Below are 26,450 nucleotides of genomic sequence, written 5' to 3' on the forward strand. Positions count from 1 at the left end.
GGCGAGCCTAACGCTTTACACGACGCCTTGCTCTGGAATAAATGACAGAGGATTTTCCATTCTGCTGGACAGGTGCACAGACCATTTTGGCGATCGCGAGCCGCAAAGGAGATTCGGGCGCAGCTTCGAAGAGCACGGCACCGGACAACAAGGCTGCGTCGCAAGCGTCAGGATCGGACGGAAGGAATACCTCGATGCCATGACCGGGGCCGTACCGCTCCCATGCTTCGCGGAGTTCACGTTCGGGTGAGCGGCCGGCTGATGCTGCCCGGACCTTGTTCAAGACCACCCGGGGAGCTGCATGCGGGACTGCCCGTTCAAGTTCCGCGAGGCCACGCACGAGCCGCGGAACCCCGACGGCATCGGCCGCGCCGACGGCGTAAACGGTGTCCGCCAGTTCGATACTTCGCAGCGTTGCTGCATTGCGACGAGGGGCCATGGTGTCGAAGCTGAGTTCCTCGTCCGCTTCGAGGCAAAATCCTGCATCGACCACGACGACGTCCGCGATCTCCTTGGAGAGTTCAAGTACTGAGGAGAGCGCGGCGGCCCGGAGCTCCGTCCACCGGTCCGCGCGGGTAATGCCGGTAAGTACCCGGAAACTGGAGGCTTTGGCGAAGACCGGGGCGGCAATCCGCCTGAGGGATTCGGCATCCAACAGCCCTTGATCCGCCAGTCGACAAGACTGCGCCAGGCCGGCGGACTCGTCCAGCAAGCCCAGCGACGCCGCGACACTGGCCCCGTAGCTGTCTGCATCAAGAAGGATCACTGAATTGCCTTCAGCCGCCAGCTCTGCGGCAATGTTGACAGCCACAAGAGTCCTGCCGGGCGCCCCGGCGGGCCCCCAGACGGCGATGATCCGGCCGGCTCCTGCCGGCACGCGCTCCGGTTCGTCCTGCGCATCGGCGGGCCGGAGTTCTGCGGCGGTGTCCGCGAGCCCGGAAACCGGCGGCTCCGCGCGTCGCTTACCTGGTCCGGGCAGCTGGCCCACGGCATCGGAGATCCTGGAAGCCAGCGTTGCCGAATCTACGTCCAGGGGCGCTGTCACGACGCCGATGGTGCGCAGGCGGGCCTCCTCCTCCGAGTCATCGCTCAGGGCAATGATGGAGACGCCGACAGCCGCCAGCCGGTCGACCAGCGAGGCGGTCAATTCCTCGGCCCCCTCGGCGATGACCGCTGCGCGCGCGAGACCGCTTTGGCAAGCGGCCAGAAGTTCCGCGAGTTCGCCGCACCGACGCACCACCGTCACCGGCCCGTGGAGCCGCTCGAGTCCCCCGACCAGATCTTCCCGGGACTGCCCGACTGTGACGACGGGGATACTCACTTCCCGGCACCGCCCGGATTCCAAACCACGGCAATCTTTGCTTTGTTCGCCTGCGCTCCAAGAAGTTTAGGCATCTGCTCATCGGTCACAAGGACGAGAACCACTTTCTCCCTGGAGGTTCCGAGGGTGGAGGCCCCCTCCGTGACCTGGGCGATCTCCGCACCAGGCAATAGCAGCTGCGGCGTGCCGAAGCCGTTTCGCGCGTCGGGGAGGGCTACCCAGACGTCAACGCGGGATCCCGCCACAGCCTGGGAAGGCAGTGATTCCTGGATCGTGATGGCCACCGGCTTGCGGTCCAGGGTGTCTGCGGCCCCGAGGCTCTCCTGCGGGACGAGCTGGTTCTTGGCAATTCTCTGAACGGCAACTCTGCCTTCGGGCAGACCGTCAGCCAGAGTCACATAACTGGACTCAACGTCGTCGAGCCTGACTTTGACGATCGCAAGATCGTCCTTGCTGATTTTCTGGCCCACGGCAATCGACTCGCGCGCGGCATACACCTGAATGGTGCGGTCCGCGGTGCCGACGATGGCGATGACTCCGGCCAGCGATGCCAGGACCAGAAGAATCCCCACCAAAAGTCGCGGATCCCTCCATGAGGGTTTCCTGAGCCGCGCCGCAGCGGCCGCGGTAGTTACGCCCATCATGCTCCCCCGTTTGCATTGGTTGTCGGCGTCGACCTTCAGTGGCCTTTATTCTGACCGCAAGTGGGTCCCTTCCGGAAGCCAAATGCCTCAAATTACGTCAACCTGTGGATAACTCCGGCACCGGGGTCGAACAGTGGCAAAATGGATGCATGCCCCGATTCCTCACCCTCGCCGATGTCGCCGAACAGCTTCAGATCAATTCGCCGCAGGCATACGCCTTGGTGCGAAGCGGAGAGCTCAAGGCCATCCAAGTCGGTGGCAGGGGTCAGTGGCGCGTCGAAGAGAAGATGCTGGAGCAGTACATCGAGGAACGCTATGCCGAGGCGAGCAGGATAATCCAAGAGGCCAAATCCAAGTCCTCCTGATGTCCCTCCAGCCCCAACCCGGGCGGGGACGCCGGCCCGGGCTACAAGTCTTCGCCGCGCAATGAACGCAACGCGGCCAGCGCCCGGAACGGAATAGTCGCGACAGACACGATGTTTCCGGACCGGCGGACTTCACCTGGCAACATGACAGCGAGATCAAAGTGGTCCTTGCCCACGCGATCAATGACGCCCCGCATCATCCGCTCCTCCCGCGCCGATTCAAGCAGGTGAACAACCAGTTCCGCCCGGTCGCGGGCGAGCATTCGGAGTGCGCTGGCCAGGCCCAGCCGCTGTGAGGCAGTCGATTGGCCTGCCTGCGCCTGCCGGCCAAGACCTTGATAGCTCAATGCCGACGTGACGGGCACCAGCCATTGGTGGCGACCTTCGTCCAGGACCAACGATTCGCTTCCGACATGACTAAGCGTCCCGGACAACTGCGTCCCTGACCGCAGCGTCACGTCGATCTTCCGGCCGATTGCTCCACGCAGCCTGTCGGAGACGTCGATTCCGGCCATCTCCACGCGGGCCCGCTCTGAAATTTCGGACTCAAGTCCCAGCAATCGTTCGGAGGCCAGTTGTGCCTCCATGTCACCAAACAGGGCATCCCAACGCATTGCGTCAGCGTAAACGGGCACTCCTCGATGGTCAATCTTTCTGCATCGGCAACCAACTCCTAGACAAATGGCCTTTGTTGTGACCAAAATTAGTCAATCGTCATCAAACAACATCAAAAGTCATCAAATAGAATTAAATACCATTAACTGGGTAGGGGGACCCGTGGAACAGACGAACAGGCTCATTCGAAACGATGTTGCGATGGCGGCGACCATTCTGGTGCTCGCTCTTTTGCTCGCCGTCACCGGACTGATCCTCGTTGACCGATGGCACTCCGCAGCAGGACGACTCCAGGCACCCACGTTTGAAGACCTCCTGGGATTTGTCGCAACAGCCGCCGGTTTGGGGATCGGGGTCTGGTGGATCGCCACGTTCCTTCTGGCAATCGCCGCCGCGCTCCTCGAGCTATCGGGAAAGGAGCGCTGCGCGAGCGCCACCGGCAAGCTCAGCCCTGCCTTCATGCGCAGACTGGCGGTTGTAATTCTGGGCCTGAATCTGGCGGGAATTCCCCTGGCGAATGCGTCTCAGACACAGCTTGAACCAGCGTGGAGCCCGGCAAACGGCTCAGCACCGTCCAGCGGCATCTCCGCCCAATGGACACCCGCCTCGGGTCCTTCTCCCCATCTCCCCGTTGTGCCCTCGCTTGAGTCCGGCCCATCAGAGATCGACCCCCGGTGGCAACCCCGCGCACCTGTCGCCGAGCCGGGACTTCTGGGAGCCCGGCCACAGCGGGCCGCGGAACAGTCTGCCTCGCCGAATCAGGGCGAAGTGGTGGTGAGGGAAGGCGATTCACTGTGGTCGATTGCCGCCCGGCAGCTCGGCCCCATGGCCAGCGACGTCGACGTTGCCCTTCACTGGCCAAAGTGGTACGCCACAAACCGTCATGTCATCGGAGACGACCCGGGTTTCCTTGTCCCGGGTCAGATCCTGCAGCCACCGCCTAGGTAGCTCCTCCCAGCCGGACCGCCACCAACCGCCACCAACCGCAGATCCGTAACCGAGGAAGTCCATGAGCGCATCACCAGCCGGCCACAGCTTGCCCAATGCAGTCCTCCAGGCGACTTCGCCACCTATTGCCTCCCGGTCAATCGCGGCTGTGCCTCGCGCTAAAGCGGGAATGGACGGCCCGTCAGGCACGGGGCCGTCTCCTCCCCGCAAAGCGGCCCAAATCCTCAGCCTCGACGGGGAAATCCGCGCACTGGCCCGCAGCATCGCCCAAGCCGCGATCGAAGTCCTTGCCGGGACCCGGCCCGCCCAACAGCTCTCACGGACACTGGACCCCGGATGCCTCAACGCGCTGCAACACCGGGCCGCACTGACGCGGGCCCATGCTGCCAATGGCCAGGGCGGGCAGGCCCGCCTTCACCGAAGTCCGATGGTCCGCTCCGTGCGTGTCTGCGCGGTGAACGACGGAGTGTACGAGGCAAGCTTGGTCGTCTCGGAAGAACTGCGCTCCCGCGCGGTAGCCATGAGGCTTGAATGGAGCAACGGTGCGTGGAAGGTCACCGTCCTCGAAATCGGCTGACGGCGGATTTCACCAATCGCAGTGTCAGCGCCGCTTCTTCTTGTTGGATCCGCGCTGCCTGTTGTCGGCGGCAGCCTTGGCGGGGTTGCCTGAGCGTCCCGAGGCCCGCCCTTCCACGCGGGTCTGGCTCGCGCCGTCTTCACCAGGTGCCGTGTACTGCAGCTGAACAGGCTTTTCCGGGGCTTCGAGCCCGGCCGCGCGGATCTGTGGATCGTGATGTTCCACGTGACCGCCTTCAGGGCTGCCATCCACCACCACCACGTCTTCAGCGGGCGTTACTTCCACTTCCAGGTTGTAGAGGAAGCCAACGCTCTCCTCGCGGATGGCCTCCATCATGCTCTGGAACATCGTGAATCCTTCACGCTGGTACTCGACCAGGGGATCCCTTTGGGCCATGGCACGCAGGCCGATGCCCTCCTTGAGGTAGTCCATCTCATAGAGGTGTTCCTGCCACTTGCGCCCAAGAACCGAGAGCACAACCCGGCGCTCAAGCTCGCGCATGTTCTCGGCGCCAATGGCTTCTTCCCGCTCCTTGTAAACGAGCTGCGCGTCCGAAAGGATCTCGCGTTTGAGGAATTCAACGGACACGCGGGCCTTGCCGCCGGCTTCGTCAATGATGTCCTGGGCCGTAACAGTTACCGGGTACAGCGTCTTGAGGTTGGTCCACAGCTGGTGGAAGTCCCAATCATCGCCGGTTCCGTCCGCTGTCGCGGCATCGATCAGGGCGTTGATGGTGTCTTCGAGGAAGAACTGGACCTTTTCGTGCAGATCGTCGCCTTCCAGGATCCTGCGACGGTCACCGTAGATGGCTTCACGTTGGCGGTTCAGGACGTCGTCGTACTTGAGGACGTTCTTGCGCTGCTCAGCGTTCCGCCCTTCAACCTGGCCTTGGGCCGAAGCGATTGCGCGGGACACGAGCTTGGACTCGAGGGCGACGTCATCCGGCACCGAGCTGTTCATAAGGCGCTCGGCGGCGCCGGAGTTGAAGAGCCTCATGAGGTCATCGGTCAGGGAGAGGTAGAAGCGGGACTCCCCCGGGTCACCCTGGCGGCCCGAGCGGCCACGGAGCTGGTTGTCGATGCGACGGGATTCGTGGCGTTCGGTGCCGAGGACATACAGCCCGCCAAGTTCGAGCACTTCCTCATGCTCGTCCTTGACCGCCTGCTTGGCTGCTTCGAGTGCTTCCGGCCACGCGGCCTCGTACTCCTCGGAGTTTTCTTCAGGGTCCAGGCCCCGCTTTGCCAATTCGGCGATGGCCGTGAATTCGGCGTTGCCGCCCAGCATGATGTCAGTTCCACGGCCGGCCATGTTGGTTGCGACCGTGACGGCGCCCTTGCGTCCCGCCTGCGCGACAATGGCTGCTTCGCGCGCGTGGTTCTTCGCGTTCAGGACCTCGTGCCGGATGCCTTCCTTGGCCAGCAGCTTGGCGAGATATTCGCTCTTCTCCACGCTGGTGGTGCCCACGAGCACGGGCTGGCCCTTTTCGTGCCGTTCAGCGATGTCCTTCACGACGGCTTCGAACTTTACGATTTCGTTCTTATACACGAGGTCCGGCTGGTCGATGCGCTGCATGTCCCGGTTGGTGGGAATGGGCACCACGCCAAGCTTGTACGTGCTCATGAACTCTGCGGCTTCCGTTTCAGCGGTACCTGTCATGCCCGAGAGCTTGGAGTACATGCGGAAGTAGTTCTGCAAGGTCACGGTGGCGAGGGTCTGGTTCTCAGCCTTGATCTCGACGTTTTCCTTGGCCTCGATCGCTTGGTGCATTCCTTCGTTGTAACGCCGTCCGGCCAGGATACGGCCGGTGTGTTCGTCAACAATGAGGACTTCGCCGTCCAGGATGACGTAATCCTTGTCCCGCTTGAAGAGCTCTTTGGCCTTGATGGCGTTGTTCAGGAAGCCGATGAGCGGGGTGTTGGCGGATTCGTAGAGGTTCTGGATGCCGAGGTAGTCCTCGACCTTCTCGATGCCGGCTTCGAGAACACCGACAGTGCGCTTCTTTTCGTCGACCTCGTAGTCGATTTCAGGCTGGAGACGCTGCACCACCTTGGCGAATTCGCTGTACCAGCGGTTGGTGTCACCCTGGGCCGGACCGGAAATAATGAGCGGGGTCCGGGCCTCGTCGATGAGGATGGAGTCCACTTCGTCGACGATGGCGTAATTGTGGCCGCGCTGCACAAGCTCGGATTTGTCCCACGCCATGTTGTCGCGCAAGTAGTCGAAGCCGAATTCGTTGTTGGTGCCATAGGTGATGTCTGCCGCGTACATCTGGCGGCGCACTTCGGGATCCTGGTTGGACAGGATGCAACCGCTGCTGAGGCCAAGGAAGCGGTAGACACGGCCCATCAGTTCGGACTGGTATTCGGCGAGGTAGTCGTTGACTGTAACGACGTGCACGCCCTTGCCGGTCAGGGCATTGAGGAAGGCCGGAGCGGTGGCCACCAGGGTCTTTCCTTCACCGGTCTTCATTTCGGCGATATTGCCGAGGTGCAGAGCGGCCCCGCCCATGAGCTGGACATCGAAGTGGCGCATCCCCAGAGTGCGGGATGAGGCTTCACGCACGGCTGCGAAAGCCTCGGGCAAGAGATCGTCCAGCTTCTCGCCGCCCTCGTGACGGGCGCGCAGCCTGTCCGTCTCCTCGCGCAACTCGGCGTCGGAGAAGGTCTTGAAGGAGTCTTCGAGGGCGTTGATGGAATCGGCATAGGTCCGCAGTTGCCTCAGGGTTTTTTTGTCACCCGTGCGGAGAAGTTTTTCGATAAGTGATGCCACGTAAAGTTGCTCCCAGTCTCAAGCTGCCGAATTCTGGCGGTTTCAGTCTACGGGAGAGACCAACGCTGCGCGGCCTCGTTTCCCTGAGAGCGGAGCGCGAGGGCCGCAGGCCACCACAGGAGACTTCCGGATCTCAGCCGCGGGCCACTGCCGAGGCAAGCGCCGGCGAGAGATCGCCCATCGGTGACACGACGACGTCGTCGAGCCCCAGCCACTCGGCCATCAGCCGCAGCTCTGCGGAAAGCTCGACGGCGGTGTCCGCAGGGGCGTCCGGCTCGGCATGGGCGGCGCGCACCAGAAGCTGCTTGGCCGAACGGTCGGCCTTAAGGTCCACGCGCGCGACCACGGCGTCCCGGAGGAGGAACGGCAGCACGTAATAGCCGAACTTTCGCTTCTGCGCTGGTGTGTAGATTTCGATCCGGTAGTGGAAGCCGAACAACTCCTCAAGCCTTCTACGCTCAAAGATCAGTGAGTCAAAGGGGCTGAGCAGCGCGCGGCCCACGGCGGTCCGGGGAAGCCGGGCGTCCACATGCCGGTATACAGCCCGGTCCCAGCCACGCACCGTGACCGGCTCCAGGCGCCCGGCGGCAACGAGCCTGTCGACCGAAGCTGTAGCGGCCTTCGCGGGGGTCCGGAAGTAATCGGCGAAGCAGCGGATTGTTCCGATCCCATGGGCCTGGGCTGCGGCGTCGATCAGCCGGTCCATGGCCGCGGTCGCCATGTCGGAGCCACCGTCCGGGAGCGCTCCCGAGCGAGCGATGACGGCAGCCGATCCGGGCGGAAGAACCCGCGATGTCAGCGTGTACCGGCGCTCGAACTGCTCTGTCCTTGAGGCCGCCGTCACGAGCCCTTCTTCAAACAAGTGCTCCAAAACCCTTTTGACCAGGTTCCAGTTCCAGCCCCAGTTATCGTGCTGACGGTCTTCCTGGTGCCCTAGGTGCGCGGTCAGCTGAGCGGCAGTCATGGGGCGCCCGGTTGCGAGCGAGTCAAGGATCCGCTTGGCCATGTCCTCCCGGATTCCGCGTTCCAAGTGGGCCGCGCCTACCCACGCACGGTTCTGCCAAAGCAACAGATCCTGGAAGTGTTCCGGGCGGATGAAGCTCGCCTCGTGCGCCCAATATTCCATCATGCGCCGCGGACTTCGCCCGGCCATCGCATGGAGGATGCTTCGGTCGTAGTTGCCAAGCCGTGAGAAGAAAGGAAGGTAGTGGCTGCGTGTGAGGACGTTGACGGAGTCGATCTGCACCACCTGGAGGCGGGCAAAGGTGCGGCCCACCGTCCGTGAAGTCACGGGGCCGGTGGGCCGTTCCTTGTCCAGTCCTTGGGCTGCCAATGCAATCCGCCGTGCCTGCAACAGGCTCAGCGAAGCGGCCATGCCAGTCCTTTCATGGGAAATACGAATGCGGCCTAGGCTGTCGCGGCCTGGTCCTTCGAACGGTAAGCGTGGATCTTTTCCTCCACGGGTTCATCTCCTGGTTCGCATGTGGAGTCCAGAGTGATTACTCCATATGTCCAGCCACGGCGGCGGTAGACGACCGACGGCGTGTTGGTTTCCTTGTCAACGAACAGGTAGAAATTGTGGCCCACCAATTCCATGTTGTCCACCGCGTCATCAAGGGTGAGCGAAGCGGCGGGGAAAACCTTGCGACGAATCAGAACCGGGGAATCACCGGCCGGAATGTCGTTGTCAACATCGTAGGGCGAGGTCTCCGCCGGTGGCGTCGTTGGCTCCTGGTGGTTGCTGGCCTCTACGTAAATGGGTTCGCTCGCGCTGGCCGGCTCAAGCGTCGCAGTAGCCTCACGAACGGCTTTGGGGGTGTGGCGGCCGTGGTGGACCTTCTTGCGGTCCTTGGCCCTGCGGAGTCTTTCCAGCAGCTTGCTATAGGCGAGATCAAAGGCGGCAAATTTGTCAGCGGCGCTTGCTTCGGCCCGGATCACAGGGCCTCGGCCCAGGACTGTCACTTCCACCGTGAGCTGGCCCGGTGTCTGGCGCGGGTTGGTTTCCTTTGAAACCTTCGCGTCCACCCTCTGGACCTTGTCCCCAAGCGATTCAATCTTTGAAATCTTCTCGCCGGCATACTCGCGGAAGCGATCTGAAACGGTCAGATTACGGCCGCTGATCATGAACTCCATGGTGCCCTCCAAACAACTCAGGTGACACGATAAGGGCGCTTCTCGGGGCTGATCTGACGGACAGTCGAGCCCCTTTCCGAGCCGCTATCGACAGGTACATCTGTTCTTGGTACCCATAACCGACGTTAGTTCATCGCCACTGGTAATTCATCCTTTCGTAACTTATTTTTTGTTTGAGTCGGTGTGGGCTGCGTGTCCGGACCGTCCGCGGGCGACTCGCTACCGGCCGGCGGCCGGGTGGCTGCGAGGACCACGGCGCCACACACCAGCCCTCCCGCCGCCGAGACTGCCCGGGCGGCTTCGGCGAGGGTGGCACCCGTGGTGAGGACGTCGTCGACGATGACGCACGCCCTGCCCTCCAAGGAACCTTTGCGGAACAGGCGAACGGTCATGGAGCCGCGGACACGGCGTGCGCGCTCTCCGCGGCCCAGGCCCTTTTGCCCGTTTCCCCGTCCGGGCGCTTTCTTCAACGCATCCCTCATGTGCAGACCCGGTAGAGCGTCCATGCGCTGCAGGCGGCCGAGCAGGAGATGGACCGGACTGAATCCGCGGCGCCGGTAGGCCGCGTTGCTGCTGGGAACCGGGACAAGGCAGATGCCTACCCCATCTCCGACGGCGGCCCGGATGGCCTTGCCCAGTGCAGGTGCGAGCACCGAGGCCAGCCGTCCCTGGCCTAGGTGCTTGAAAGAAAGGAGGGCCTGGGCCAGTTCGTCCCGGTAGTGTCCGCCCGCGACAACGGGCAGGATCACGGTCCCGTCCACCGTGATCAAGGCCGGCGCCTGTCCTTCAGCACGGAATGGATGGGCGCACAGACGGCGCAACTGCCGTGCACAGGCGCCGCAGAGCGCCGCGTCCTCGGAACCACAACACACACATTCCACCGGGGCCAGAACGGCCAGCAACTCGACGAAGGCCTCGCCAACGCCCTGCGCCAGCCTCGCCAACCGGGCAGGATGGACTCCCCGATGGCGCGCGCCGTCATCCCTGGCGACGGTGAGGTCAGGGTCACGCACCCGGCAACGGCTGTCAGTACGCATGTCCCAAGCATCCGGCTCCCCGCCTACGGCCGACACTCCGGAAACGCCCTATGTGGAAAACCGCGCTTCACGGAAAAGCCTAGCCCGGGAAGGAGGGGTCAACCGGGCCCTTGAGTTGCAGTTCCCAGCCGTTGCCCACTCGTTGGAACACGCCGGCGGCCGACTGCCCGAAAATCTGCTCGGGTCCGTTGCCGGCGCTGATAGTCGTCAGGTTCGGCCATGCCGGCAACAGCTGCGGCTGGCTCGATGTCAGGGACAACAGTTCGGGAACCACGTTCTCGGTTGACGAGGCTTTCATCACCGCGACTGTCGTGGAATTAACCCAAACCCCTTGATCAACCGGAGCGGAAGCGAACAAGGTTATGGGTGCGGTCAGATCCTTGGGGGTGCCGTCGGAATTGCGGACAATACCGGTCACCTGCACCGATGACTTGCCGTTCGCTTCCGAGATGACCAGTGCGCGCGTCCCTTCACGGGATATCCGCAAGTCCCTCACCACGCGCCCTGCCAGCCATGCCGGCGTAATCGTCACCGTGGGGACGGGCTGGCCTGAAGGAACGTTGGACGGTTTGAACGCCACGACCTCGGCGGCACCGTTGGCTCCCGGACCTGCCGTCCAGACCCAGTCCTGCGGGCTGAAGGAGGGATGGCTCAGGGTGCTCCTGGTTGTCAGTTGGCGGGCTGGTTGGCCGGGAATCATCGAATACAGGGTGGTTCCGGCACCGTTGAGGAAAGCCACGGCCTGGGACGTCGGCGACTCGGCGGGAGCGCTCGGGTTCAGTGCGGCCACCGACTGCATGTCCGGAAGGGCCGAGACCCTGTTGTTTTCGTAGCGCACGAGTTCGCCGTTGTTGACGGCGATTTGGCGCGCAGGAGCATTCTTCTCAAGCACCGGCGGCAGGACCGAGCCGTTGTCCTCCACCCGGACAAGATCCTGGTCAGCCCGCAACTGAACGTTCACCACATCCGGCTGGCTACGGAAGGTCAGGGTCAGTTGGTTTTGCATTCTCTGCCGGTCCTCTGCCGAAGCACCCACGAGTTCCTTCGCCGAAAGGTCCACTTGGGCTGCTCCCGACACTACCGGCACCGACTCCCGGGCCAGCTTCATGCCCGAAGGAAAAGCACTGACGACCGCACCTTGGAGGTAGGGCGCAGGACCGTCGAGCAGGGCGCTGGTCATCGCCTTGACAGTGTTCTTCTTGATGAACCACCGGACGTCCGGAACCGCATACGTGAACGTCGGGTCGTAGAAATAGATCGGCTGGGCCGCGTAGATGACCTTGAACGTCTCTTCCGGGATCGCGGTGCCGTCCGGGACCGCCGAGATCCGCCATTCGCCGTCGACCTGTTCCAGGGTCACTGGAATTGTCTCGGTGGTTCCTTCCGGGAACTGCGTGGCAACGCCGTCGGCGTCGACCGCGTAGGCAAGGTCCAACTGGTACTTGAACTCGTTTTCCACACCGGTCTTCACGACGGTCGCCTTCCTGAAAACGAGCGTGCGTTTGTCGGACTTCCAGCTGACCGACAGCGCTTGCGTGAGGTACTGCCGGGCTACGGCGTAGTCCCCTTCATAACCGCTGCCTGCACCGTAGAAGTCTTCGATGATGGACTCGGGGGTGGCGCCGGCGTGTGGCGGCGGGGGGAAGAAGACCGGGGCGTTCGGGTTGCCCGCGCTTTGGTCCTTGCTCTTTCCCACCGGACCGGACCGCGGGATCTGCGCGCAGGAACTCAGGACCACCATGAGGACAGCAAGAACGGCGATCACGGCCCGTAAGAGGTACGGGCGCCGGGACAGGTACGGGCGTCGGGAACTCAAGGTGCGGTCCCCCCTTGGGCTGTGTCGGCGTCGTCGTTTCCCGCCGAAGGCAGTACAGAAGGCAGTGCCGGACCGTTCTCCGGCCCCGGGTCCACAGCGGAATCCTGCTCGAGGGGCGGGTCGCCCGCATCCAAAACAAGCATCTGGCGCTCAGGAGCGGCTCCCGGCAAATGGATATCTGCAGGTTCCAGCTGCAACGGTGATTTCACGATGGTGCCTCCCTTCTTGAGAGGCAGCGTCAACCGGAAGTTGGAACCGGATCCCTTGCGCCCCCATGCCTGCAACCAACCGTTGTGGAGCTTGGTGTCCTCCGCGGCGATGGAGAGTCCCAGTCCGCTGCCGCCCGTGGTCCGCGCGCGTGCGGGATCTGCGCGCCAGAAACGATCAAACACCCGCGCTGTTTCCGCCGCGGTCATCCCGATGCCGAAGTCACGCACAGAGATCGCGACTGCCTCCTGGTTGGCCGCAACGGAGACGTGGACAGGCTTCCCCTCGCCGTGTTCGACGGCGTTGAGCAGCAGGTTCCGCAGGATGCGGTCGATCCTGCGGGCATCCATCTCCACGATGATGCGCTTGTGGCGCGAGGTGAGGCGCACCTCGGAGCCGTACTCCGCGGCAACGGGCGACGCGCCGTCGATCACATGCGCAACGACCTGGAAGATGTCCGTCGGCTCGGAGTCCAATACCGCGGCCCCGGCGTCGAAGCGTGAAATCTCCAGCAGGTCCGAGAGCAACGACTGGAAACGCTCCACCTGGTTGTAAAGCAGCTCCGCGGAGCGCTTGTTGATGGGGTCGAAGTCATCGCGGGCATCGAACAACACTTCCGCTGCCATTCGAACGGTCGTGAGCGGTGTCCGCAGTTCATGGGACACGTCGGAGACGAACCGCTGCTGCATCTGGGACAACGTGGCCAGCTGCGTAATCTGTTCCTGCAGGCTCGCGGCCATGTGGTTGAAGGAGGCGCCCAGCCTGGCCACCTCGTCCTCGCCCTTGACCACCATCCGCTCCTGCAACTGGCCGGCGGCCAGCTTCTCGGAGACGACGGCGGCGTGGCTCACCGGACTCACGACGTTCCTGGTCACGTACCAGGCGATACCGCCGATCATCAGGATGAGCGCGGCGCCGCCCGCCCACAGCACATTCTGGATTTCGTCCAAGGTTTGTTGGGCGGTATCCAGGTCATAGAGCAGGTAGAGCTCGTAGACCGTGCCGTTGAAGGTGACCTTGTTGCCGACGGCGATGCCGGGGTGGTCCTGGTTGCCGACGGGGAACTCAGTGGAAGCCCAGTACTGGTCCTTGCCCGATTCCTGCACCGCCTTGCGAAGTGCCGGAGGAATGACCCGGACCGTCAACTGATCCGAAGCGCGCGATTCCACCCAGCGGTTGCGCGGCTTGGTTTGTTCGGGCATCGCTTCGAAGACGTATCGCCGCTGGATGACCGAGCCGTTGCCCTCCACCGCTTTGAGCGTGTCGTAGACGAGGGTGATGACGCTTGATTGGTCGTTGGCCTGGGAACCGTCGAAAGTGTCCTGGACTTGCTTGACGTAGTAGCGGCTCTCGGACTCGGCTTGCTTCAAGCGTTCCTGGAACAGGTTGTTCGCTATTTGGTTTGAGAGGTACGCGCCGACCACAGCAAATGACACCATCGACAACACGATCGTCACCGCGACGGTCCTGAATTCGAGGGAGCGGCGCCACCGTCGCAGCAGCGCTCGCCACAAATAGCGGATTCCTGGCCGGATATGGCGAAGTCCGGTCATCACAAGGCGGGAGACACGCAGTGCCAGGATCAGGGCGCGGCGCGTCCATATGCGGGTGCGCTCCAGGATCCACGGGAGATTCAGTGCCCGGGCGTCCGTGTGTTCCGGGACAGGATGTCCTGAAACGGGATGTTTGACCTTGGCCGCGGCCTCTTGGTCCGTGCCGGGTTCGCCGGTGGAAGACTCAGGCGCCTGCTTTATATCCGACACCACGAACCGTCAATACAACTTCGGGAGCTTCCGGGTCACGCTCGATCTTGGACCGCAGTCGCTGGACATGGACATTGACCAGCCGGGTGTCGGCAGCGTGGCGGTAGCCCCAGACCTGCTCAAGGAGCAGTTCACGGGTAAAGACCTGCCAGGGCTTGCGTGCCAGCGCGACCAAGAGGTCGAATTCCAGGGGCGTCAGCGAAATCCGCTCTCCGCCGCGGGTCACCAAGTGGCCTGCCACGTCGATGGTGACGTCGGCGATCCGCAGGGTCTCGGGCGCCTTCTGGTCTCCCGGGCGCAGCCGGGCGCGGACCCGGGCCACGAGTTCGGCCGGCTTGAAAGGCTTGGGCACGTAGTCGTCAGCACCGGATTCAAGGCCGCGAACGACGTCGGACGTATCTGATTTGGCGGTCAGCATGACGATGGGGACGTCCGACTCCCCGCGGATCTGGCGGCACACTTCGATGCCATCCGATCCGGGCAGCATCAGGTCAAGCAGTACCAGATCTGGTTTGGAGGAACGGAAGACCTCCAGCGCTTGCCCGCCGTCCGCACAAAAAACCGGGTCGAAGCCGTCGTTCCGCAGCACGATGCCGATCATTTCGGCCAGCGCTTCGTCGTCGTCTACTACCAGGATGCGTGCCTTCATAGTTACATATTCCCTTATCACCTAGCCTTTGTCCCGTTGAGCCCGATCACGGCATGGCGCGCTGCAGCCCGCAAGCAAATGGGCTATGAGGCGCGACGGCGGAACTATAGGCTGGTGCGCACGGCCCCTTTCGGGGTCCGTGCATTGCTGCGGACGCATCTTTTGGGGAGGAAAACGTGTCACAGCCCGATTCAGGGAGCCAGGCTGAAGGGGGACCGCGGCCGCCGCGGGGCGCCCAGCAACCAGGCGCCCAGCAACCAGGCGCCCAGCCGCCGTGGGGCGCACCGCAACCAGGCGCGCAGCCGCAGTGGGGCGCGCAGCCACAGTGGGGCGCGCCACAGTATCCGGGGCAATCGTGGGGCGCGCCGATCGATCCGCGCTGGCCGGCGGGGGGTCCGCCGCCCTATGGCCAACCCCGCTATGTGGCGCCCCCGAAACCCGGAATCGTGCCCCTCCGGCCGCTCTTCTTCGGTGAGATCATGGACGGCGCCTTCCAGACCATCCGCCGGAACGCCAAAACCATGTTCGGTTCCGCCCTTATTGTCCAGGCAATCTCCGGCGCATTGAGCGAAGTGGCCGCGCTGGGCATGCTCGGGATGGTCCAACCTCCCGTAGGAGGATTCACTAGCCAAGACGAGGCGATGCGGTATCTTGGTCCGGTCTTTGGCGCCACTGTCGGGATTATGGGAGTCTCCTTGCTCACCATGGTGCTCGCAGCCATCCTTCAGGGCGTCATGGCCATCCCCGTCGCCAGGTCCGCATTGAACCGGCCCACGGGGTTCAAGCAAATGTGGTCCCTGGCCCGCTCGCGTCTCTGGCCCTTGGTAGGCTTTGCCTCCCTCCTCCTTGCTGGATCATTGCTTTTCTTCCTGGTCCTGTTCTTGCTGGCCGTCCTTATCGTGACCGGGTTGGGACCGCTCGGCGTGCTAGTGCTTCTCCCGTTGGGATTCGGCGCCGCCGTCGTATATGCCTGGATCTACACGAAGCTGTTGGTGGCCCCGGCCGCCATCACGATAGAAGAGCTCGGCGTCTTTGCCGGGCTCCGGCGCTCGTGGACGCTGACGAGCCGGAATTGGTGGCGGATCTTCGGAATCACGCTGCTTGTGGCCTTCATGGTGGGGATCATCGGTTCGGTCATCCAGATTCCCCTGGGCTTGGCTTCCGGTGGAATTAACTCCGTGTTCGCACCCCATGCCGGCGCCTCGCAAGTGACGACGACGGCGATTGTCCTGGCGGTGGTTTCGCTGGTCGTGGGGATTCTCGTCAGTGCGGTCGGCTTCGCCTTCCAAACCTCCGTGGCAGCCCTGATCTACATGGACCTGAGGATGCGGCGTGACGGACTGGACGTGGAGCTCCTGCGGCTTCTGGAGACCGGAGAAGATCCCGACGGCGTTCCGGGGCGGCGCGGGGCACGGCAAGCCGGCGCGCAACCATGGCCGCCGAACACCGCTCAAGGTTCTCCCAGAGGATGATCCCGGCATTGGCGCCCTTCGCCTTTCTTTTCGCCGCCTCCGAGCCTCCCGTCGATCCCGACCGCGGCGAGGCCCAGCGGTGGGCGGCCGAGGAACTGTCCAAGCCGCAATACGCATCGGCCAAACCCAGTTGGCTGGCTGAGATTTGGAATCAGTTCGTCGACTGGCTCCGCTCCTTGAACGGCGATTCCATCGGCGGAGCAAATATCGGCGTGCCGCTGATCGGTGCCCTGGCCGTCGTTCTCATTGTGGTTGCCGTGATAGTTGTCAGGCCGAGGCTCAACGCCCGGAAGAAGACGTCTGCGGAGGTTTTCGACGGTGAGCCGGCAATTGATGCCGACGCGTTCCGCGCCCGGGCATCTGCGGCGGCAAGCCGTGAGGACTGGGAAACGGCCGTCGTCGAACAGTTCCGCGCTGTGGTTCGCTCTGCGGAGGACCGGGCAGTTATTGATGTCCAGGCTGGCCGGACCGCGGACGAGGCGGCCGCTCAATTGGGGCGCGCGTTCGGCGCGGCCGGTTCGCGGCTTGAAGAAGCGGCCAGGATTTTCGATGGCGTGAAATACGGGAAGGCAACCGCTACCGCTTCCGACCATGCTGCCGTGCTGGCATTGGACACCCGGCTATCGGCCATGAAACCTGATTTCGCCGGGCAGTCCGCCAACGGTTTCGCGGTGCCGCGATGACAGCCGGCCCGAAGACAACCGGCCCCGGCAAAGCCACGCTCCGGGGGTCGGCGCAGTTGCGGGCTTGGTTGCGCCGCCATATGGCCTGGATCATCATCGGGGCCATTGTCGCGGTCCTGGGCTCTGCCACCGTGGCCCAATCGCCCGCGAACACGGAGACGGTACCCCTCTCTGCCCGCAATCCCGCCCCGGATGGTGCCATGGCCGCGGCCGAAATCCTTCGGCGGCACGGAGTCACGGTCACGGAATCCGATTCGCTCGCGACGACAACCTCGCTGCTGGCCGGGAAACCGCGCGCCACCGTCTTGTTGTATGACCGCAATGGCTATCTCGATTCCGCCCAATTGCACAGTTTGCTGCAATCAGCCGCCCGCGTGGTGGTCGTGGCGCCCGGCTTCCGAACCCTGACCGGGCTGAGCCGCGAGATCCATAACGCAGGGGTGGTTCCCAACGGGACGTCAACGTTGGAAGCGGGGTGCGGGCAGGCGGATCCACTTGCTGCGGGGCGTGTCTCAGGAAAGGGCGCATTGCTTTACACAGGAGCGGCCGTGACCTGCTACCGGCCTGGCAGCAACGACGGCGGAATGTACGCGGCCAGCGCGGACGGCCGGCTGGTGGTTCTCGGCAGCACAGCCCTGATCAGCAACGATCTCCTGCAAGTGGAGGGCAACGCCGCATTGACCCTCCGGACCCTAGGGCCAACACCGGATCTCGTCTGGTACATCCCGGGCCTCGGGGACGTCCCGAAAGACGACGGACCGCCCACGCTGAACGAATTGGCGCCACCGTGGGTTGGCTTCCTGGGATTGTGGTCGGCGGTGCTCGCGTTGCTCGCTGTGCTGTGGCGGGGCAGGCGGCTTGGTCCGCTCGTGTTCGAGCCGCTGCCAGTGGTGGTCAAAGCTGTAGAGACCGCCGAAGGCCGAGCCCGTCTCTACCAGGATTCCCGCGCTGTCAGCCAGGCAGCCGATAACCTCCGGGCCGGGACGTTGACCAGGCTTGCCAAGCACTTCCGGCTCGGCCCCGAGTCCGGCGCAAATGCCGTTCTCGATGCCGTGTCCCGAAAGATCAACCGGCCGGCACAGGAGCTGCGGATGCTGCTGCTGGACCACCGGCCGCGCACCGAATCAGAACTGGTCCAATGGGCACAAAGCATCGAAAAACTCGAGCAGGAGGCAACAGCCCCATGAACAATCCGCCACTGAGCAATCAAGCAACGAACAATCCGCCACTGAGCAATCAAGCAATGAACAATCAAGCAGTGGGCAATCAAGCTGACAGCTTCAGCGACGGCAACGATGACTACCCGGGAGGACCGGCGTCGCAGGGGCAGCCAGTGCAGGCACCTGCCCGGTCCGACCCTGCCCGCAAAGCCTTGCTGGACGTCCGTCACGAAGTAGGCAAGGCCGTCGTCGGACAGGATGCAACGGTGACGGGCATGCTTATCGCGCTGCTCTGCGGGGGCCACGTACTGCTTGAGGGGGTTCCGGGCGTTGCCAAAACCCTGCTTGTACGCGCCTTGTCCACGGCGCTGAGCCTGGATACGAAGCGCGTCCAATTCACTCCGGACCTTATGCCGGGTGACGTCACTGGCTCGCTCGTCTACGACACGCACTCCTCGGAATTCACCTTCCGTGAAGGACCGGTGTTCACCAACATCATGCTGGCGGACGAAATCAACCGGACGCCGCCCAAGACCCAGGCTTCGCTGCTGGAAGCCATGGAGGAGCGCCAGGTATCCGTGGACGGACTCTCCCGGCCCCTGCCGTCGCCGTTCATTGTTGCCGCCACCCAGAACCCCGTCGAGTACGAGGGCACCTATCCCCTGCCCGAGGCGCAACTGGACCGCTTCCTCCTCAAGCTCTCCATGCCGCTGCCCGGACGTGCCGAAGAGATCGAAGTGATCCGCAGGCACTCGGAGGGTTTTGATCCGCGCAATTTGCTGGCTGCGGGAGTCAGGCCGGTGGCAGGCACCGCCGAACTAAAGAATGCCCGCGACGCGGTGGCCGAAGTGACAGTGGCCCCCGAAATCCTCGGCTACATTGTGGACGTCGTGCGGGCGACGCGGGCGGCACCGTCGTTCCAGCTGGGAGTCTCCCCGCGTGGCGCCACAGCTCTGCTGAACACCTCGCGTGCCTGGGCATGGTTGTCCGGACGCAACTTCGTCACCCCGGACGACGTCAAAGCACTCTCCCTGCCGTGTTTGAGGCACCGTGTGGCGCTTCGACCCGAAGCTCAGATGGACGGTGTGCACGTGGATGATGTCCTCGGCAGCATCCTGGCTTCTGTTCCCGTGCCGCGCTGATTGGCCGCGCCTCATGACTCTCTACTTCGGGCGGCCCTGAATGGCGATCACAGGCCGCTTTGTGCTTCTGGTCTTCGCCGCATTGGCCCCGCTGCTGCTGTTTCCCGCCTGGAGTACGGTCCTCTTCGCCTCCGCCGTGCTGCTGGCCCTGGTGGTGTCCGACCTCCTGCTGGCCGCGTCGCCGGCCAAGATCGCCCTGGAGCGGAAAGAGCCCGGGATTGTCACCCTGCACGCCGAAACGGAATCCGTTCTGACGCTGGAAAACGGCAACCGGCGGACCTTCCGCGGAATGGTGCGTGATGCCTGGCAGCCCTCCGCGGGGACGGTCGCCCCGGTCCAGCGCGTCGAAATCCCGGCTGGTGAGCGGCGGCGAATGTCGGTAGCGCTGAGGCCGACACGGCGCGGCGACCTGACGGCACCGCATGTCACTCTGCGTTCCTTCGGCCCGCTTGGCCTGGCTGCCAGGCAACGTACCGTGGCCCTTCCCGGCCGCCTTCGCGTCCTGCCGCCGTTCCATTCCAAACGGCATTTGCCGTCCAAGCTGCGGAAACTCCGGGAGCTCGACGGCAAGGCGGCTGTGCAGATCCGCGGGGCCGGCACGGAATTCGATTCCCTCCGCGACTACGTCAGGGGCGACGACGCGCGTTCCATCGACTGGCGGGCAACCGCCCGGCGCACCGCCGTCGTCGTCCGGACCTGGCGACCCGAACGGGACCGCCGCGTCGTGATCATGCTCGACACCTCGCGCACGGCGGCAGCCCGAATCGACGACGAGCCCCGCCTGGACACCGGGATGGAGGCCGCCCTCCTGCTGGCTGTGCTGGCTGAGCGAGGCGGAGACCGCGTGGACTTCTTCGCCTTCGACAGGCGCGTCCGCGGGCGCGTCGATTCAGCGGCAAAAGGCAATCTCCTCGGCTCCTTGGTCCAGGCCATGGCTCCGCTTGAGGCGGAACTCATCGAGATGGACTGGGCCCAGGTCCCGGCCCAGGTACGGGCCGTTTCCGCGCACCGTTCCCTCGTGGTCCTGTTGACCTCCCTCGACAGCGGCGCCCCCGAAGAAGGACTCATTCCCTTGGTGGCGCAACTCGTGCGGCAGCACGTCGTGCTGATTGGATCGGTCCGGGACCCCTTGCTGGGGCGAATGAAGGAAGAACGCACGACGGCGAGCCAGGTCTTCCGTGCCTCGGCCGCCGAACGTGCCCTGCTGGACCGTGAGGCCGTCAGCGCCCAGTTGCGCCAGCTTGGCGCGGAGGTCGTCGACGCCGAGCCGTTGGAACTGCCGCCGCTCTTGGCGGACGCCTACATTCGGCTGAAGGCTGCCGGCCGCTTGTAGCCTTGCAACGCGCCGAGTCCAGATATCAACTACCGGGAATCCGAGGAAAGCACATGAGCACACCCATCTACGAGTTGGCGCTGGGCAGCAAGTTCCGCCAGTTGCAGCCTGAGCTCCAGGACTATTTTTCCCTTGCCCCGGGCTCGGGATCCTACGGAATCGGCGAGGGCGTCTTCGACGTGGTTGGTTGCCGGCAGAAGTGGCTCCGCCCCCTCCTTGCCGCGGTTGCAGGGGAACAGGCCTTCTTCCCCGAGTACGGCGAACAGGTCCCGTTCCGCATCGAAAACCACGCGCACCTCGATCCGTTCGGACGGTCCAGCCTCACGGCCCGGCGTGAAATTTTCTTTCCCGGGCACACCCGGTTGTTCCACGACACCACTGTCGCCGAGACTACCAGCGACGGCGGCACCCGCTTGATGGACTATGTGGGCCGGTACCGCAGGCTTGCCACGGCATTGGACCTGGATGTGACGCCGGAGGGGCGGCTTCGCGGCGTCTCGCGTGCCTCGCGTTTGTTCCTGGGTCCGCTGAGGCTCGCTTTGCCGGCTTCCCTTGACGCGAAAGCCTACGCGGAGCAGTGGTGGGATGAGGAAGCCGGCAAGCATCGGATCCAGGTGAAGGTGCTTCAGCCGCACATTGGACTGGTCCTGGTCTACGCCGGCTCCTTCGACTACCGTTTGGCGCCGTCCCTGCCCGCGACCGATGGTGCCGCGCCTGCGCGGACCGCCACTTCCGCCGTCGGGCTCCCCCGTTATGCCGAGCCGGACCGCTGGGAACGCCGCGTCTAGAAGGGGCCGGACGGCAGGTTAGCCGAGCGCGAGCTGGTTCAGGCCGTCCGCAATCTGGGTCAAGCGGTTCAGAACCTCTTTAGCCCCCGACGGCGAGAATCCGGCCAGCCCGTCCGACGGCGTGACACGCACAGCCCCGAGGCTCGACGCCGGCAGGCCGAGTTGGCGCCACGGCCGCCAGACGGTGTCCACAAGCTCGGCGGTACGTGGCAGGGTTGCCTGTGGATTCTCTACGTGCAGGGCGCCGGCCCACAAGCGTTTGCCCGCTTCCACCGCAGTGGCAATCTGTTCCCATTGGCGTGTGGTGAGCGCTTTGAGCGGAAGGGCGATGCCATCGGCTCCCGAGGAGAGGATCTGCTGGATCGGGGCTTCGATTTCCGGGACGGACACCACGGTTTCCGCCACTCCTGCGGCCCGCAGCGCGTCGATCACCAACCGCCACGCGGCCGTGACCTCCTCGCCCGGGATGGAGCGCAGGGTGCGGTAGCCGCTCGCCGTGGGAATGGTGCCGGCCAACACGGAAGAAATGTCCGGTTCGTCGAGCTGGACCACTATCGCGGCGCCCGGCACGGCGGCCCGGACCTGGGATACGTGCTCGGCGACGCCGGCGGCCAAGGACTCCGCAATGTCCCTGCGGGCGCCGTAGTCAAGGAGGGCGCGCTCCCCGTTATGCAAGTAAAGTCCCGCCGCGAGGCTCAGCGGGCCGCGCAACTGGATCTTCAGCGCCCCGGCGGAGGATTCTTCCAAACCCGCAACGTCGGCCAGGACGTTGATGTCCGTAGCGAGGGCGGATTTCGCACGCCGCAGGTCTTTCCCCGGACGGTCGACCAGGCGCCAACCGTGCGGCTGCACATCGATGGCCAACTCGACCAAGAGGGTTGCCGTCCTGCCGAGGGCGTCTGAGCCGACGCCGCGGTCCGGAAGTTCGGCCAGGAACGGCAAGTGCGGGCTGCCCAGCTCGCCGCGGATGATCCGGGCTGCCTCAGCAGGATCCGTTCCCGGCCACGGACCCAACGCCGTGGCGGTGACCTGGTTCTGCGCCGTTTCGACAGCCACGTGCTCAGGCCTGCGCGATGGAAGCCTGGTGGCCTTCGGCGATTGCCTCGTGGTGCCGGATGACCTCACTGATGATGAAATTCAGGAACTTCTCGGCGAAGGCAGGATCGAGGTTGGCCTCTTCGGCGAGCCGGCGGAGCCGCGCAATCTGGGCGGACTCGCGTCCCGGGTCACCGGCAGGAAGTTTGTGAGTCGCCTTCAGGACGCCCACTTTCTGGGTGGCCTTGAAGCGTTCCGCGAGGAGGAAGACCAGGGTGGCGTCGATGTTGTCGATGCTGGAGCGGATGGAGAGCAACTCGTCCATGACGGCCGGGTCCACGCGGCCGGCGAGGGAGCTGGCGGAAGGATCGAAGGAGTCGGCGTCGGGGAGGGCGTGGTTCTGCTCGGTCATTCCTCCAGTCTAGGGTGTGCCGGCCGGGCCTTGAGGGGCAGAATGGGCATGTCCGCGCCGATGATAAGGAGAGCACGCATGAAAATCGCAGTTCTTGGCACCGGAATGGTGGGGCATACTCTGGCCGGCAAGTTGGTGGCGGTCGGCCACGAGGTCATGATGGGTTCCCGGGAGGCAGGCAATCCCAAGGGGACTGAATGGGCGGCGCAGGCAGGTCCGGGAGCAAGCTCCGGTTCCTTCGCGCAGGCGGCAGCAATGGCCGAGATCGTGGTCAACGCGACCCCCGGCATGGTCTCGCTCGCTGCGTTGAGTGAAGCCGGGGCAGCGAACCTCGCGGGCAAGGTCCTGGTAGACGTGTCCAACCCGCTGGACTTTTCTGCCGGTTTCCCGCCCTCGCTCTCCGTCTGCAATACCGACAGCATTGCCGAAACCATCCAGCGTTCCTTCCCCGAGGCCCGTGTGGTCAAGGCCCTGAACACCTTGGAGGCGCCGCTGATGGTTGACCCGCTCAGGCTTGCCAACGGTGCCCATGACGTCTTCGTGGCGGGGAACGACGACGAGGCGAAGGCCACCGTCGTCGCGCTCCTGCGGGAGTTCGGCTGGCTCCCGGACCACGTCCACGACCTGGGCGGGCTCGACGTCGCCCGCGGCCTTGAAATGTGGATGCCGCTGTGGCTCCGGATCTTCATGCGCCAGCCGAAGGACAAGCTCTTCAACATCAGCATCGTGTCCGAATAGCCGCGCCGATCCACAGTGGCGCATGCCCGCCCTTCGCGGAGAAGGGCGGGCATGTCCGTTCTTGCAGATCGCGGCTTGGCTGGCGGGCTAGATGCCCAGCAGCGCGCGGTTCTCTTCCCGGCGTCGGGCCTGTTCTTCAGGGTCCGGCACCGGCAGCGAGGCGATGAGCTTGCGTGTGTAGTCGTGCTGGGGGTTGCCCATGATCTGGCTGCCGATCCCCTGCTCCACGAGCTGGCCTTTGTACAACACGCCCACCCAATGGGAGAGGATGTCCACGACGGCGAGGTCGTGGCTGATGAACAGCGCGGCAAAACCGAACTCTTCCTGGATGTCCTTGAACAGTTCCAACACCTTTGCCTGGACGGAAACGTCGAGGGCCGAGGTCGGCTCGTCGGCGATCAGGAGGCGCGGGTTGAGCGCGAGCGAACGCGCCAGCGAGGCGCGTTGGCGCTGCCCGCCGGAGAGCTCGTGCGGGAAGCGTTCAGCGTACGACGCCGGCAGCTGCACCGATTCGAGCAACTGCGCCACGCGCAGGCGTGCTTGAGCCGGGCTGGGGTGGGTATGGATCAGCAGCGGTTCCGCTACGCACTCACCGATGGTCAGGTGGGGGTTGAACGAGGCGGCCGGGTCCTGGAAGACAAAGCCGATGTCCTTGCGCAGCGGCTTGAACGTGTGTTCCTTGAAGCCGAGCATTTCGTAGCCGAGGACCTTGAGGCTGCCGCCGGTTGCCCTGTTGAGGCCTGCGATGGCCCGGCCGATGGTGGACTTGCCGGAACCTGACTCGCCAACCAGGCCAAACACCTCGTTTTCAGAGACCGTGAAGCTGACATTGTCCACGGCCTTGAACCCCGGCTTGCCGAGGCGGCCCGGATACTCGATGGTGAGGTTTTTTGCCTCAACCAGGATCTTCCCACTTTGGTGCAACCGTTCGGTGGCCCCCTCGGACGCTGAGTTGCGGCCGAGGTGCGGCACGGCGGCCAGCAGCTTCTTGGTGTAATCCTGCTTGGGCTCGGCGAAAAGGACCCTGGCGGTTGCCTCTTCGACGACGTCGCCTTGGTACATGACAACGACGCGGTCGGCCAGGTCGGCCACGACACCCATGTTGTGCGTGATGAGCACAATCGAGGTGCCGTACTTGTCCCGCAAGTCCCGGAGCAACTGAAGGATCTCGGCCTGGACAGTGACGTCCAGGGCCGTCGTCGGTTCGTCCGCCACGATCAACCCCGGGTTCAAGGCGAGCGCAGCCGCGATGACGACACGCTGCTTCTGGCCACCGGAGAGCTGGTGGGGATAGTAGTTGACGCGGGTTTCGGGATCGGGGATGCCCACCTTGCGCAGGGCTTCGGTAGCCCGCTTCTTGGCTTCCTTGGCCGAGATGCGGTGGCCGTCCGAGGCATGGGCCCTGATGCCTTCGGCGATCTGCCAGCCGACCGTGAACACCGGGTTCAGGGCCGTTGACGGTTCCTGGAAGACCATTGCCACGTCGCGGCCGCGGATTTTGCGCAGTTTGGACGCACTGACGCTGATGACGTTGTTGCCGTTGATCAGAACGGCTCCCGAGCTGATGGCCGTTTCAGGGAGCAGGCCGAGGATGGTCTTGGCCGTGACGGTCTTGCCGGATCCCGACTCCCCTACGATCGCCAGCACTTCGCCGGCTTTGACCTCGAGGCTGACGTCCTTGACCGCGTACACGTCGCCGCTGTCGGTGGCAAAGGTGACTTTGAGCCGTTCGATGTCCAGGACGGGCTGCCCGGATGGCAGCGGCTGGTCCGAAATGTTGCCGATGTTGGTGGTCATGCCATACCTGCTTCTGGGCTGCCTGATTCCGGTTTGGGAGCGGTGGTGGCCCTTGTGTTCGTGCCGTCGGTTCCTGCCGCGGCCTTGGAGCGGGAGGCCTTGCCTCCGGCACGCTTGCGGCCGCGTAGGCGGGGATCGTTGAGGTCGTTGATGCTTTCGCCGACCAAGGTCAGCCCCAGCACTGTGAGGACGATTGCGATACCGGGGAAGACTCCTGTCCACCAAATGCCGGAGGACGCGTCCGCCATGGCCTTGTTGAGGTCGAAGCCCCACTCTGCGGCCGAGGACGGTTCAATGCCGAAGCCCAGGAAGCCAAGGCCGGCGAGGGTCAGGATCGCCTCGGAGGCGTTCAGGGTGAACATCAGCGGAAGCGTCCTCGTGGCGTTCTTGAAGATATGCCGGGTGATGATCCGGACGCTGGACGCGCCCAGGACCATGGCCGACTCCACGAACGGCTCTGCCTTGAGCCTGATGGTTTCGGCCCGGATCACGCGGAAATACTGTGGAACGAACACGACGGTGATCGAGAAGGCGCAGGCGAAGATACCGCCCCAGAAGCTCGACTGGCCGCGGCTGATGACGATCGACATGACGATCGCCAGGAGCAGGGAAGGAAAGGCATAAATGGCATCGGCGATGACTACGAGCACCCGGTCCAGCCACCCGCCGAAGTAACCACTGAGCAGGCCCAGCGCCACGCCGAGGAAGATGGACATCACCACGGCGACGACAATCACGGTCACGGCGGTCTGTGAACCCCACAGGACGCGGGAGAGAACGTCATAGCCGCCGACTGTGGTGCCGAGCAGGTGCTTGCTGCTGGGGGCATCCTGGGTCGGGAACGATCCGGAAGCGTCACTCAGTTGGGAATAGCCGTACGGTGCGATGAGCGGCGCGAGCACCGTCGAGAGAAGGAAGATCCCGGTCAGCACAAGCCCGGTGATGAGCATTCCCCGCTGGAGGCCAACGCTCTTCTTGACGTGGGAAATGACAGGAAGTCCGGACAGGAAGGATTTCTTCCGTCCTGAAATTGTTGCAGTGCTCAT

General features: G+C 64.1%; 24 protein-coding genes. 10 read left to right on the forward strand and 14 right to left on the reverse strand.

All coding sequences use genetic code 11. The annotated features are described in order from the left end of the window. Positions 1–7: 7 nt before the first annotated feature. On the reverse strand, positions 8–1,321 hold the full coding sequence (locus AB0323_RS06825; RefSeq protein ID WP_366176645.1) for a P-loop NTPase: 1,314 nt from the start codon (positions 1,319–1,321) through the stop codon (positions 8–10). Continuing rightward, positions 1,318–1,962 carry an SAF domain-containing protein gene (locus AB0323_RS06830; RefSeq protein ID WP_366176733.1) on the reverse strand — a complete coding sequence of 215 codons (645 nt, stop codon included), beginning with the start codon at positions 1,960–1,962 and terminating at the stop codon, positions 1,318–1,320. The genes AB0323_RS06825 and AB0323_RS06830 overlap by 4 nt, the downstream gene beginning before the upstream one ends. A gap of 152 nt (positions 1,963–2,114) precedes the next feature. Here AB0323_RS06830 and AB0323_RS06835 point away from each other — a divergent pair, with 152 nt between their 5' ends. Then, positions 2,115–2,330: a helix-turn-helix domain-containing protein gene (locus AB0323_RS06835; protein WP_059387549.1), complete on the forward strand. Its 216-nt coding sequence runs from the start codon at positions 2,115–2,117 to the stop codon at positions 2,328–2,330. Between the two features lie 41 nt (positions 2,331–2,371). On the opposite strand, the gene AB0323_RS06840 is transcribed toward AB0323_RS06835, so the two are convergent. Next, complete coding sequence (locus AB0323_RS06840) at positions 2,372–2,944, reverse strand: hypothetical protein (RefSeq protein ID WP_366176646.1); 573 nt, start codon at positions 2,942–2,944, stop codon at positions 2,372–2,374. Positions 2,945–3,146: 202 nt separating this feature from the next. Between AB0323_RS06840 and AB0323_RS06845 the strand changes: the two genes are divergently transcribed. Both AB0323_RS06845 and AB0323_RS06850 read left to right on the forward strand, forming a co-directional pair. Then, the gene (locus AB0323_RS06845; protein WP_366176647.1) at positions 3,147–3,893 is read left to right on the forward strand and encodes a LysM peptidoglycan-binding domain-containing protein; all 747 of its coding nucleotides are present in this window, start codon (positions 3,147–3,149) and stop codon (positions 3,891–3,893) included. Positions 3,894–3,954: 61 nt separating this feature from the next. Then, a complete protein-coding gene (locus AB0323_RS06850) occupies positions 3,955–4,470 on the forward strand; it encodes an Rv3235 family protein (protein ID WP_366176648.1) in 516 nt (171 codons plus the stop codon). Between the two features lie 24 nt (positions 4,471–4,494). Here the strand turns inward: AB0323_RS06850 and secA are convergent, their stop codons facing one another. The 7 genes from secA to mtrA all read right to left on the reverse strand — a co-directional run bounded on the left by secA (position 4,495) and on the right by mtrA (position 14,844). Continuing rightward, a complete protein-coding gene (gene secA / locus AB0323_RS06855) occupies positions 4,495–7,239 on the reverse strand; it encodes a preprotein translocase subunit SecA (RefSeq protein WP_366176649.1) in 2,745 nt (914 codons plus the stop codon). A gap of 133 nt (positions 7,240–7,372) precedes the next feature. Next, positions 7,373–8,614: a crosslink repair DNA glycosylase YcaQ family protein gene (locus AB0323_RS06860; protein WP_366176650.1), complete on the reverse strand. Its 1,242-nt coding sequence runs from the start codon at positions 8,612–8,614 to the stop codon at positions 7,373–7,375. A 32-nt stretch (positions 8,615–8,646) separates the two neighbouring features. Next, on the reverse strand, positions 8,647–9,372 hold the full coding sequence (raiA, locus tag AB0323_RS06865; protein WP_366176651.1) for a ribosome-associated translation inhibitor RaiA: 726 nt from the start codon (positions 9,370–9,372) through the stop codon (positions 8,647–8,649). Between the two features lie 125 nt (positions 9,373–9,497). Continuing rightward, positions 9,498–10,409: a phosphoribosyltransferase family protein gene (locus AB0323_RS06870; protein ID WP_366176652.1), complete on the reverse strand. Its 912-nt coding sequence runs from the start codon at positions 10,407–10,409 to the stop codon at positions 9,498–9,500. A 79-nt stretch (positions 10,410–10,488) separates the two neighbouring features. Then, positions 10,489–12,225: an LpqB family beta-propeller domain-containing protein gene (locus AB0323_RS06875; RefSeq protein ID WP_366176653.1), complete on the reverse strand. Its 1,737-nt coding sequence runs from the start codon at positions 12,223–12,225 to the stop codon at positions 10,489–10,491. Next, entirely contained in the window at positions 12,222–14,069 is a 1,848-nt protein-coding gene (gene mtrB / locus AB0323_RS06880; RefSeq protein WP_366176734.1) for an MtrAB system histidine kinase MtrB, read from the reverse strand. Before mtrB ends, AB0323_RS06875 begins: the two co-directional genes overlap by 4 nt. A 100-nt stretch (positions 14,070–14,169) precedes the next feature. Then, complete coding sequence (gene mtrA / locus AB0323_RS06885) at positions 14,170–14,844, reverse strand: MtrAB system response regulator MtrA (protein WP_059387541.1); 675 nt, start codon at positions 14,842–14,844, stop codon at positions 14,170–14,172. 446 nt (positions 14,845–15,290) lie between these two features. Between mtrA and AB0323_RS06890 the strand changes: the two genes are divergently transcribed. From AB0323_RS06890 to AB0323_RS06915, 6 genes are all read left to right on the forward strand, one after another. Continuing rightward, complete coding sequence (locus AB0323_RS06890) at positions 15,291–16,316, forward strand: hypothetical protein (RefSeq protein WP_366176654.1); 1,026 nt, start codon at positions 15,291–15,293, stop codon at positions 16,314–16,316. Next, positions 16,313–16,999 (forward strand): DUF4129 domain-containing protein, encoded by a 687-nt coding sequence (locus tag AB0323_RS06895; RefSeq protein WP_366176655.1) that lies wholly within the window; start codon positions 16,313–16,315, stop codon positions 16,997–16,999. Before AB0323_RS06890 ends, AB0323_RS06895 begins: the two co-directional genes overlap by 4 nt. After that, complete coding sequence (locus AB0323_RS06900) at positions 16,996–18,186, forward strand: DUF4350 domain-containing protein (RefSeq protein WP_366176656.1); 1,191 nt, start codon at positions 16,996–16,998, stop codon at positions 18,184–18,186. The genes AB0323_RS06895 and AB0323_RS06900 overlap by 4 nt, the downstream gene beginning before the upstream one ends. Positions 18,187–18,257: 71 nt before the next feature. After that, positions 18,258–19,301, forward strand: coding sequence for a MoxR family ATPase (locus AB0323_RS06905; RefSeq protein ID WP_366176657.1), 1,044 nt, complete (start codon positions 18,258–18,260; stop codon positions 19,299–19,301). 40 nt (positions 19,302–19,341) lie between these two features. After that, positions 19,342–20,634 carry a DUF58 domain-containing protein gene (locus AB0323_RS06910; RefSeq protein WP_366176658.1) on the forward strand — a complete coding sequence of 431 codons (1,293 nt, stop codon included), beginning with the start codon at positions 19,342–19,344 and terminating at the stop codon, positions 20,632–20,634. Between the two features lie 53 nt (positions 20,635–20,687). Then, positions 20,688–21,422 (forward strand): DUF4166 domain-containing protein, encoded by a 735-nt coding sequence (locus tag AB0323_RS06915; protein WP_366176659.1) that lies wholly within the window; start codon positions 20,688–20,690, stop codon positions 21,420–21,422. 18 nt (positions 21,423–21,440) lie between these two features. Here the strand turns inward: AB0323_RS06915 and AB0323_RS06920 are convergent, their stop codons facing one another. Next, positions 21,441–22,478, reverse strand: a complete 1,038-nt coding sequence (locus AB0323_RS06920; protein WP_366176660.1) for a hypothetical protein — start codon at positions 22,476–22,478, stop codon at positions 21,441–21,443. A gap of 4 nt (positions 22,479–22,482) precedes the next feature. After that, positions 22,483–22,869 (reverse strand): chorismate mutase, encoded by a 387-nt coding sequence (locus AB0323_RS06925; protein WP_364533203.1) that lies wholly within the window; start codon positions 22,867–22,869, stop codon positions 22,483–22,485. Positions 22,870–22,947: 78 nt separating this feature from the next. Between AB0323_RS06925 and AB0323_RS06930 the strand changes: the two genes are divergently transcribed. After that, positions 22,948–23,607: an NAD(P)-binding domain-containing protein gene (locus AB0323_RS06930; RefSeq protein WP_366176661.1), complete on the forward strand. Its 660-nt coding sequence runs from the start codon at positions 22,948–22,950 to the stop codon at positions 23,605–23,607. A gap of 87 nt (positions 23,608–23,694) precedes the next feature. Here the strand turns inward: AB0323_RS06930 and AB0323_RS06935 are convergent, their stop codons facing one another. Then, positions 23,695–25,404, reverse strand: a complete 1,710-nt coding sequence (locus tag AB0323_RS06935; protein ID WP_284983742.1) for an ABC transporter ATP-binding protein — start codon at positions 25,402–25,404, stop codon at positions 23,695–23,697. Further along, positions 25,401–26,450, reverse strand: a complete 1,050-nt coding sequence (locus tag AB0323_RS06940; RefSeq protein WP_366176662.1) for an ABC transporter permease — start codon at positions 26,448–26,450, stop codon at positions 25,401–25,403. Before AB0323_RS06940 ends, AB0323_RS06935 begins: the two co-directional genes overlap by 4 nt.

The organism is Arthrobacter sp. NPDC080031 (genome assembly GCF_040702485.1).
Taxonomy (GTDB): domain Bacteria; phylum Actinomycetota; class Actinomycetes; order Actinomycetales; family Micrococcaceae; genus Arthrobacter.